The sequence below is a fragment of the Kitasatospora sp. NPDC001660 genome (genome assembly GCF_053596725.1).
In genome coordinates this window covers 1-10,394 of sequence record NZ_JBSFGU010000097.1, presented here as the reverse complement: position 1 = coordinate 10,394, position 10,394 = coordinate 1, and the positions used below count along the sequence as shown (strand labels likewise).

Sequence of the window (10,394 nt, the reverse complement as noted above, 5' to 3'; positions counted from 1 at the left end):
GTGAACGTCCTGTGGGCTCTCATTCGTGACGGAAAGTGCTACCGAAGCAACCTTTCTGTCACTGCCGCAGCTTGACAACCTCATTAGGAGGTGTATCGACGGCCACTCGGTGATTCGTTAACAGGCTATGCGGTGAGGGAAGTTGGGGTTAGGTCACTGGCCGTTTCTCCCTCGATGAGGTGAACGCGGCAGCGGCCGAGGATCTCGGGTCCCATGTAGCGGCGCTGTTCGGCCCACTCGTCGCTCTGCTCGGCCAGCACCGCGCCGACCAGCCGGATGACGGCGGAGCGGTCGGGGAAGATGCCGACCACGTCGGTCCGGCGGCGGATCTCCTTGTTCAGCCGCTCCTGCGGGTTGTTGGACCAGATCTGCTTCCAGACCTCCCTCGGGTAGGCGGTGAAGGCGAGCAGGTCCTCCAGGGCCGCCTCCAGGTGTTCGGCGGCCCTGGGGAACTTCTCGTCCAGGGCGGCGATGGCCTTGGCCATCTGGGCGCGGACAGAGGCGGCGTCCGGCTGCTCGAAGACCGTCCGCAACAGGGTGGCGACCCAGGGCTGCGCGGACTTCGGGGCCTGGGACAGCAGGTTCCTCGCGTAGTGGGTACGACATCTCTGCCAGGAGGCTCCGGGCAGCACGCCGCCGATCGCGTCCACGAGGCCGGCGTGGGCGTCGGAGACGACGAGCTCCACCCCCGCCAGCCCGCGGGCGACCAAGGACCGCAGGAACGCGGTCCAGCCGGCCCCGTCCTCGCTTGCGGCGATGTCGATGCCGAGGATCTCGCGGTGCCCGTCGGCGTTGACGCCGACCGCGACCAGGGCGTGGACGTTGACCACCCGGCCGCCCTCGCGGACCTTCTGGGTGAGCGCGTCGACCCAGACGAAGATGTAGGGGCCCTGGTCGAGGGGCCGGTTGCGGAACTCGGCGACCCGATCGTCCAAGTGCCGGGCCATCTCGCTGACTTGGGACTTGGACAGCTGGGTGACGCCGAGGCTTTCGGCAAGCTTCTCGACCCGGCGGGTGGACACACCGAGCAGGTAGCAGGTGGCAACCACACTGATCAGGGCCTGCTCGGAGCGGCGCCGGCGCTCCAGCAGCCAGCCGGGGAAGTACGAGCCGGAGCGGACACGCGGGATCGCCAGGTCGATCGTGCCGACCCTCGTGTCCCAGTCCCGATGCCGATAGCCATTGCGGGAGTTGACGCGGTCCTCGCCCGGGCGGCCGTACTCGCCGCCGCAGGCCCGGTCGACGTCGGCGGACATCATCGCCTCAGCGAAGGTCTTCACCATCGAGCGCAACAAGTCCGGACTCGCCGAGGCCAGGTTCTCCTCCAACAGGGCGGCGAAGGGCAGACTGTCGGGTGCGGTCATCGTGCGGATCTCCTTCAAGAGCTTGGTCGTTCTCGAAGAATCAGCCGGTGGCCGTCTTACGTTCTCGAGCGACACCCGCTCCCGGGACGAAACCCCCGGATCGGGTGGAACCCGTACACCACTTCCCTGGACGCAACCCGGCCGCCGACCACTTCGTCGACTGTCATGCCGAACCGGAGCGGTCCGACGCCGACAGCTGGCGAATAGGACCACTCGTCCCGTTCGACGACTTCGGAATCGGCTTCGGTCTTGAACGCCATAACCGCTCCTCAAGAGACACATGAGACTTGCCGCCGCTCATCATCGCAATCACCGCAGACAGCCGGGTGCCGCTGAGGTGTGAGGCTGCGCAGATCACCCACCGTGAACCTCAACTGGGCTCAGCCGCGAATACGCGACACCAGAACATGCGAGCTCACCAGTCGAGCGCGGCACCTGCCCATGCCCGCCGCAGTGGTCGGGCCCTATGCTCGTCGTCGTTTGCCCTGGGAGAGGAAACAAGCGGTGGGTTGGTGGGAGCGTCGGCGGTTGAACCGTCAGCTGGAGGCGGCTGAGTACCTGTACAAGCAGTTGCGCTGGGTGGACGCTGAGCGGGAGCTACGCGCTGTCCTGGAGGCCGCTGCGGACGGGGCGGGCTCGCTGGTCGGCTCTGCACGCACCCTTCTGGCCCAGGCGCTCCGCATGCAGGGCCGTCTGCAGGAAGCGGAGAGCGAGGCCAGGTCCGCAATCGCCGCCCAGCCGGTTCCGGGCAGGTTCGAGGGGCGCGACGGACAAGACGTACTGGCCTTGGTCCTCGGTGACATGGGCCGCCACCAGGAAGCCGCCGACCTCCTGGCCGCCACCGCCGCAGCACACGCCCGCATCACCTCCTCCGATCACCAGCTCGTCCTCAAGAGCCGCAGCGACCGCCTCCAGCACCTGGCCTACCTCGGCCTGCACGAGGAAGTCGTCGCGGAAGCAGACGCCGTGAAGACCGCCGCCAGCGGCACTGACGACATCCACCGGATCATGCTGCCGCTGGCCGCCACCAACGGCCTGGCCTTCAGCCTCTCACTCCACGGCCACTACGAGCAGGCCGAACAGGCGCTGCTCCCGGTGCTCGAGGAGGCACACCGGCAACGCCTGGGCAGGTTCCTGATGGTGCTGCACCTCGGCACGGCCCGGGCGCTGACCGGTCAGGGCCGGGCCCAGGAAGCGCTCGCCGCCGTCGACAAGGCGCAGGAGACCTTCGACCGGACTCCGGGCGCCAGCGCACTGACGCACGATCGGAGCGCGATACTTCTGGCGAGGAGCGCGGCGCTGCTCGCATCGAGCCGGCCCGCTGACGCCGAACACGAGGCCCGGCGGTGCCTCAGCCAGTGCGAGCGCCGCCTCGGCCCCGCTCACCATCGCGCGCTGGAAGCCGCCACCGTGCTCGGAACCGCCCTTGCGGATCTGCACCGCAACGATGAAGCAGTCGAACTCCTGCACGCCACCCACGACGCCTGGCGCACCCACTTCGGCCATGACCACCACGGCACCATCCGAGCCCGCCAGCTCTTGGCCGCCCTCACCGACAATTAGTCTGGTGTCCCCGGCCGAACCAGGCGCAAGCGGGCGGCGCCCGAGGCAGGGCCCGCAGCTCGGTGACTGCAGGGACTGCTGGCGGCCGCGTCGTCCGGGTTGTCGACGACGGCGTAATTCCCCAGGGGCTGTGTTCACGTAATTCCCCAGCAGCTGGCGGGTGCGCTGACCGTCTGCCCTGAGGTCACCACAAACGGAGTTGCGGGCCTGAAGGTACGGGTTCCAGTCCGGGGGGCCTTCCTGCCGCGTGACATGGCACCGGAACTGGTACATCGGCTCATCGAAATGTATGCGTCCTCCTTGTGTGGCCTCCAGTCTGCCCGCTGGCCGGGGCCGCCCGCTCACGGAAGGGGTCACCTCCGAGCAGAGAGCGGCTGCTTTTCAACGAGCAGCATCCCCCAACCCTTCCCTTCAAAGGAACTGCACCCATCAGCAATCGTGGACCAAGCCGTAATCGCTCTGGTCGCTGGAGTTGTACGCGGTCACGCCGTAGGGGCGAGATCGCGAGCTCCGGTGGCGCATTTGCACCTGTCCCGGGCATTCGATGACTGGCGGACTCGAACGGTGGGCATGCTCATGGTATTGCTGCGGCCGTGAGCGGCCGCCGAACGGGGAAAGGCAGGAACCCCACATGCCGAACCATCGGTTATCCAGCGGGTCGCGCGGAGCGGCGAGGCGGATCCTCGTCGTGCTCACCGCACTCCTGCTGGCGCTCGTCGCGGCGGCCGGCGTCTCGCACCGCGCCACCGCCGCGACGGCGGGCACCGAGCCGGCCGCCGCGAAGTGGGCGGCGCAGACGCTGCATGCCGGCCTGACCGGGGCGCAGGCGGCGCAGCTGCAGCGGGACGTCGATCACTACCTCGCGCAGGGCGGCACGCAGGTGTCCGCCAACCAGATCGTGCGGCCGGACGGGAGCCAGTTGCTGGTCGTCGTGCCGGGCGAGAAGTACGCCCGCGACCTGGTCACCACCAGGGCACCGGCGGATTGGAGCGAGTGCCCGTACACCTGGTTCTGCGGGTGGCAGTCGGCGGAGTTCCAGGGAACCATCTGGAAGCACTCCAGCTGCGGCGTCTACTGGGAGATCCCGAACGGCTGGAACAGCGGCGGCTCCTGGTTCAACCACCAGTCGACGGGCACCGTGGCCCGGATGTACGGCAAGACCAAGAACCTGGTCTACAGCACGCCGCCGGCGAACCAGAACTCTCCGTGGGCCTCGTTCGACGCGTACGCGGACTGGGGACCGGTCTGGTTCGTGAAGGTCTGCTAGCCCCGCACTTCGCACATAACGAGTTCGGATGATGTGGTGATGCGACCGGTATCCCGGAGGGGTGCCGGTCGTTGAACCTGACGTGCCGATATCTCGTTCACGTCGCTCACGGGTCCACCGTCCGCGCTTCGCCGTGGAGTTGACACCCGTGGTGGAGAGGCGTCTGGGCGCTCTGCCTGCCTCTGCCGAGTTTCTGCGCCGGCTGGACGTGGCCGGGATCGTCGACGAGCTGGGTGCCCGATCCGCGAGGTCGCACACCTCACCCACGGCCAGGTGATCGAAATGCTGGTCGCCAACCGGCTGTCCGCCCCGGCACCGCTGGTCCGGGTGGGCGACTGGGCCCGAGGGCGAGCCTGGGGCACTGGCCCCGGAGCGCAGGGCGGCGCTGGAGGAGATCGACCCGTGGTGGTGCCCGGCCTGGCCGATCACCTGGCAACGCTCGTACTCGGTGGCCCGGCAGTGGTGGCTGGAGTCGGACGGCCGGGTCGACTGGGCGCAGCTGCCGGTGGAGACAGGGTTCGAGGGCGAGCAGCTCGGCCGGTGGGTGCGGGCGCAGCGGGCCGGCCACGAGTTCGCTTTCCAGCATGACTTTGGTGCCGAAGAGGTCCCCGTGCGCGAGCAAGCTGCAGAGGCTCCACAGCAGCACGGCGTTACCGATGTTCGCCCGCTCGCCGGCGTCGCGCACGATCTCGCTGTACGGGGGCATCCGCAGCTTGCCCGTGGTGAGCTCCGCCTCCGCCATCCCGGCCGTACGCAGCAGGGCGCGGATCCGCTCGCGTTGCCACTCGGCGCCCCGCCGCTCCCTGAACCGGGCGGCAGCCGCGGCGAGATCCACGATCTCGATCACGAAAAGCCCAGCTCAGCAATCCCCCGCCCTCAACCAGCCCGCTGCCGCCCATCCCGCTGACACCACCCCACACACTCACAGGCGGGATCGCCACCGTCTCAACCGTGGCGGCAACCGGTCCGCCAACGCCGCCCTCTACCGCATCGTCGTCGTCCGGATGCGGCACGACCCGCGCACCCGCGACTACATCGCCCGCCGCACCGCTCAGGGACTCCAGAAGAAGGACATCATCCGCTGCCTCAAGCGCTACGTAGCCCGCGAGGTTTTCAGGGCCCTGACCTGCGCAGACATCCCCAGAATCGACCTCGCACAGGCCGCTTGACAGACGATAGGAGCATCTCCGGCGGTTCAGGGCGACTTGGGAAGGTCACCCCGTTCAACCGGAGCTTCGTTGCGTTCGTGACGGCCCAGCCTGGATTCCCGCGTCGCCGTGACCTACGGACTCACGTTCTCACCAGGGCTTTAAAACGGCCCTGGTGCAGGCGTACTCGACGAACACCGTCCGCGCCTATCCTAACGATCGCCTGAAGCCGTACCTGTTCTGCGAGGACCGGCGCATCATAATCGCAGGCCGAAGGGCATCGCGCCCAACTTGACATGGCCTCTCGTCCGGGTGAGAGTGATGAAAGAAGAAGCCTTTGACCTGCTGTTTTGGAAGCGACTAGTCAAACTTCGAGGAGCCGGATTTGCGCCAGTGGATCTGCATTTCCTTGCTCCCGTGATGGCTGACCTTTGAGCGCCCATGCGCAGCTCTTCGGCCATGCCATGGTGATTGCGATTCGATCTCCAAGAAGGTCATCATGGGTACTTCCCAACGCGCGCGCTTAGTCGCCCACTTCGCTCCCCTTCCCGTCCTCTGCGGGGTCCTCACATTCGGAGCTATCGGCTTCCAACCAGGCAATGCCGAACCTGTGTCATCACCGGTTGCAGCTATAGGCCTGGCTCAACGCCCCTCTGGCCACGTGCCGCGCGCGCTCGCACCTGCAGAGGTCCCGCAGGAACTGGTCGGTACTTGGAGCGAGCAGGACAAAGCCATTGGTGCGGCTTGGTCCTACACATTCGATCAGGACGGATCTTACTCTTATATGCTCAACGGGAAGAATGAAGTCGGGACCTTCGGTGTGAGCGGTGACGTCCTCACTCTTCAGCCCACGATTAGCGAAGTGGACTCCTCATTGAGCTCTCGGTCATACACGTGGTATGTTACTCAGCCAACGAACATAGAGCCCTACTACACACTCCGGCTTCAGGATGCCAACGGCAATAACGCCAATATGATCAAGGCCCCGTAGAGCCCAGTCAGCTCGAATTTGTAGTGACGCCGGTGCAACGCGGGACCTTCTCTCAGCATATTGGCGGCTTGTACGAGCTCCCTGCCAGCCTGATCGCCTTCATCGACAGTACTCTCGATGGCTTCCGCGTGTTGCTTGTAGGTCGCTGTGGGCTTCGGCCCAAGCGCGCCGTTCGGCCGCTCTGCAGCCGAGCACCTGTGAAGATCTCAAACAAGATCGGCTACACCACGCGGCGGGACACGACCTGTGTTCCGCGCTGGCCCCCAGGTGCGGGCGCGCGGCGGCGTGATCGCGAACCCGGCCTCGTCGCTGATCCAGGCTCCGAGTGCCGCCGCATGTCGGATGGCGCCAGCGCACCTGCCGGACGGCGCGAAGTAGCGAGATTCTCAGCTCAGCCGTGTACGAGTGGCGCAGGGGACGACCTTGACACATTCTGGTTCAGGGGACATCGCCGGACCCAGGCGCTCGCTAGTCGAGAGATTGCCAGCGCTACCCGATTCGGAATCTTAGGCAACACCCAAAGACACAGGAGGGCAATTATGGCTGGGACTGAACTCGCAAACTTCCTTGTCAGCCTCTCAGAAAACCCACAGCAAGCCCAGGCTTTCAAGGAAAACCCCGAATCGTACATCAATGCATCAAACCTCAGCGCAGAAAACAAGAAAGCCCTTCTTGATGGAAAGGATGGGATTCTTGCGGCAGTCCAAGAGGCTACAGGAGAAGACAAAAAGACGCCCATCACAATAAGCATCACCCTCTCCATCTAGGAGTTAGCAATGGCGCATAACATTGAGCCTAGACCCTCCAGTGGATCGGTTACTGTCGTTGGGACTGGCATACAGGCAGGAGGGCAAGTTACGATCGAAGCACTCAATGTTATGCGCCAGGCCGATAAACTTCTCCATCTGGTTGCCGACAGCATCACGGAGGAGTACCTAAAATCACTCAACTCCGATTGTGAATCACTTGCCAAATTCTATCGCGACGGCCAGGACCGATCAATATCCTATGAGGATATGGCGAATCACATTCTAGCGAATGCCCGCACAGGCCTCAATGTATGCGTGGCCCTATACGGGCACCCCGGCGTATTTGCAACACCAAGCCACCTGGCCATTCGAAAGGCGCGCGCAGAGGGGATCCCCGCCCGCATGCTGCCCGGGGTATCCGCCGAGGATTGCTTGTTCGCTGATCTGGGAATCGACCCAGGCATTCCCGGCATACAGAGCTTCGAGGCCACAGACTTTTTGGTCAACTCTCGAGAGTTTGACACGTCAAGCCAGGTGATTCTATGGCAAATAGGGGTGCTTGGGGATCTCACATATCGACCCAATGGCTACGATCCACGCGCACTGGCAACCCTTGCCGACCATCTTATGCGGCATTACGGGCGAGACCACACTGCAACCATCTATGAAGCATCCATACTGCCAATTTACCCTCCAAGGATAGATAAGATCGCCCTGAGCGACCTGCCTCAGGCAAACGTATGTCCGATAACTACGCTCTATATTCCGCCAGCCGTATTCAAATCTCCAGATCCAGTCATGCTCAAGCGACTCGGGCTTGACGCAGAAGGCACCAGAAGACGCGGAACCGGGGTAGCATAGCAATTCTCAAATAGTGCCACGAGAATCCGACATGAATATAAAGCCATCAAGAGTGAGTCGAAAGTGTCCAGCTACAACGTAGACGTCAAATTAACGGACGCGGGGGACCCGAACGCCTTTCAGTTTATCAATATGAATATCTCAGCCATTCCCCCGGGTGCAACTCAACTAAGAGGATACTGGCGCGGAGCTTCCGCATTCATCCCGTCATCGGGAGGCGAATTTGACTGGGACGGCAGGCCCGGGCAGGAGGTGGCGTTTATTTTTGATGGACCTTCTTCAGATGCGCGCCTAGTGCTCGACTTGCAGGATTTCATCAGCCCGCAAGGCGGACTCCCCGAAATAGGCGCAACCGGGGGAGGAAATATTCTTGATCCCAATACCCCTACATTTCTTGGGAATATCCATTGGGAGATCACCTAGTACTCCAGCCGGACTTCTCCATTTCCGCTGTTCAACGGCCTGGGAGTGGGGAGTGTAGCCGGGTGAGAGCGGGTGCGGGGCGGTCTTCGCCGCCCTGTCCCACCAGCGGATGACCGCGCCGCATGTAGTCACAGCGTCCCGGGCAGTGTGCCCATGTGATCGATGCAGCAACCAGCATGTGGGAACTTCTCCTGAGGATCGGGGCCTTCCCCCGCGTGGAGCTCGTCCGCATCGCAGGGCTGCCGCTGGAAGATCGAGGAGTGCCTCCCGGTTTCTGGTCCGCTGTACCGCCGCCTCGCCCGTCCGCGCCGCCTCGGTGCCCGGCGCCTTGTCTCGCTTGCTGCCTGGGCAGGGGCTACACCGCCAGCTTCTTTCTCACGCTCCTGGCTACGGCCGCTCCGATCGAAGCACCGATGTACGCGCCTACTCCGCCGCCTATGCCGCCGATCACGGCCCCGAGTGCGGACCCCAGGGCTCTCCGGAACACCGTCGTACGCCGCAACACGGCGCATCATCGAACACTGCGCCTCAGTGGGCTGTTCCTGGTCCCGGTCGGCGAGCTGGAATCGTGGGTGCCCAGTGTGCCTGCCCGAGACAAGAACCGGTGGCTAGCAGAGGTATTCGACCAGGACCACCACACCAAACCCAGCGCCGAACTGCAGCAGTTCTGCATGGACATCGCTGCCTACTCCGACGCGATCGCCGGGGAGCAGGCCCCCCTGCCAGGCGTTCCGTCCGGCAGGGGAGCCTGCTCTGCGGCCTGACCGCCGCACCACGGGTGTCCATCAAAGCGGCATGCGGCGGCCCGGCACTGAAGCTACGGCAGGATCTGGATGTAGAAGGAGTCGATGTAGCCCCGGGGGTGGCCGGCGCTGTCGAAGCCGGGGTCCAGGACGCGGTACCAGGCGTAGAAGTCCTGAGCGATGCGTCCGGCCTTTTGGTTGTCGTCTCTGTCGATGAGGCGGGCCGAGTATGCCCACGGATCGGCCCCGAGTTCGTAGTCCGCCTTGGCTGCTCCCTCGTACGTGGAGGCCATCGGGAATTCGTCGCATTCTTTGCCGTGCCGAGGACCGCACTGTGCAGTCGCGGTTGTCCGGTTGGCGTTGTACCGGGTCTCGCTGTCGGGCGGGGAGTAGTTCTTGTACAGGCGGTGCAGCGGGTTGTCCTTGAACCCGGGAATGATCTTCTTGCCCCACGGGTCGCTGGGGACTGTGTTGTTGGGGTAGGCCAAGGCGTCGTAGATATGGGCGGTGGCCTGGTCGGTCCCCTGGTAGCTGAAGTTGTACGTCAGGGGTGCGATGTCATCGAAGATCGCTGCTCCGTCAATGCTGTCGCCTTGCTTGACGTAGGAGGCGTTGTCCCAGCGGACAAGGAACGGCAGGAGACCGATCGGGCGGTGGTCGGAGTCGTAGCCGGGAGGAAACGTGATGTTGAACCCCGGCGACAGGTATTCCTTGATCACATCGTCGCGGCCGACGCCGCCACCGGGCGGGACATCGACATTGAACGACCAGGATTCCCCGCCGGTGAGACGCCACTGCTCGAAGACGGAGGTGTGGAAGCTGTTGCGGGAGTGGCATTCGCCCTTCCCGACGGCGGCCGTGCAGAAGACGGCACCATCCAGGACGACGGCAGGATTGAACTCGCCCTCGACGCGGATGTCGTCCACGAGGTTCTGGAAGGTGAGGATGCGATCCGCTGTGTCCCCGAAGCCGGCGCTGCCGATCACCGTGTACCTGAAGACGCCCAGTCCCTGGAGCACGCCGTTGGTCTTCTCCCCGATGTACAGGTCGTGCGAGGAGCAGGCGTTGAAGCGGTCCTGCACGTAAACCGACTCGGAGGGCAGGTCGGCAAGGCAGCCCTGTTGCGTGAGGGGATCCGGCTGTTTCTTGGGGTCGAACGGCGGCGGAGTCGTGGGCTTGATTCGCTTTGGCGGACACCCCTGATCAGGGGCTTCGGCCCCGGTAAGGATGATGTCCATCATGGAGAGCATGGGGAAGAAGAAGCCACGCCCTCGCCGCTCGTTCA

The 10,394-nt window shown here is 64.4% G+C and carries 8 protein-coding genes and 1 pseudogene; 6 read left to right on the top strand and 3 right to left on the bottom strand.

Annotation, left to right across the window (positions count from 1 at the left end; translation table 11 throughout):
• Positions 1-125: 125 nt before the first annotated feature.
• Entirely contained in the window at positions 126-1,364 is a 1,239-nt protein-coding gene (locus tag ACWCXH_RS38970; protein ID WP_449806258.1) for an IS256 family transposase, read from the bottom strand.
• Between the two features lie 56 nt (positions 1,365-1,420).
• Positions 1,421-1,624: a hypothetical protein gene (locus tag ACWCXH_RS38965; RefSeq protein ID WP_449806257.1), complete on the bottom strand. Its 204-nt coding sequence runs from the start codon at positions 1,622-1,624 to the stop codon at positions 1,421-1,423.
• 181 nt (positions 1,625-1,805) lie between these two features.
• Between ACWCXH_RS38965 and ACWCXH_RS38960 the strand changes: the two genes are divergently transcribed.
• From ACWCXH_RS38960 to ACWCXH_RS38935, 6 genes and pseudogenes are all read left to right on the top strand, one after another.
• Positions 1,806-2,927 carry a tetratricopeptide repeat protein gene (locus ACWCXH_RS38960; protein WP_449806256.1) on the top strand — a complete coding sequence of 374 codons (1,122 nt, stop codon included), beginning with the start codon at positions 1,806-1,808 and terminating at the stop codon, positions 2,925-2,927.
• A gap of 688 nt (positions 2,928-3,615) precedes the next feature.
• Positions 3,616-4,194, top strand: a complete 579-nt coding sequence (locus ACWCXH_RS38955; RefSeq protein WP_449806255.1) for a hypothetical protein — start codon at positions 3,616-3,618, stop codon at positions 4,192-4,194.
• A 935-nt stretch (positions 4,195-5,129) separates the two neighbouring features.
• Positions 5,130-5,363, top strand: a pseudogene (locus tag ACWCXH_RS38950) (transposase); the annotation flags it as partial.
• A gap of 1,509 nt (positions 5,364-6,872) precedes the next feature.
• Positions 6,873-7,100, top strand: a complete 228-nt coding sequence (locus ACWCXH_RS38945; protein ID WP_449806254.1) for a hypothetical protein — start codon at positions 6,873-6,875, stop codon at positions 7,098-7,100.
• 9 nt (positions 7,101-7,109) lie between these two features.
• Complete coding sequence (locus ACWCXH_RS38940; RefSeq protein WP_449806253.1) at positions 7,110-7,943, top strand: SAM-dependent methyltransferase; 834 nt, start codon at positions 7,110-7,112, stop codon at positions 7,941-7,943.
• Between the two features lie 63 nt (positions 7,944-8,006).
• Positions 8,007-8,366 (top strand): hypothetical protein, encoded by a 360-nt coding sequence (locus ACWCXH_RS38935; RefSeq protein ID WP_449806252.1) that lies wholly within the window; start codon positions 8,007-8,009, stop codon positions 8,364-8,366.
• Between the two features lie 817 nt (positions 8,367-9,183).
• On the opposite strand, the gene ACWCXH_RS38930 is transcribed toward ACWCXH_RS38935, so the two are convergent.
• Positions 9,184-10,394: hypothetical protein (locus ACWCXH_RS38930; RefSeq protein ID WP_449806251.1), on the bottom strand; the 1,211-nt coding region annotated here is incomplete at its 5' end.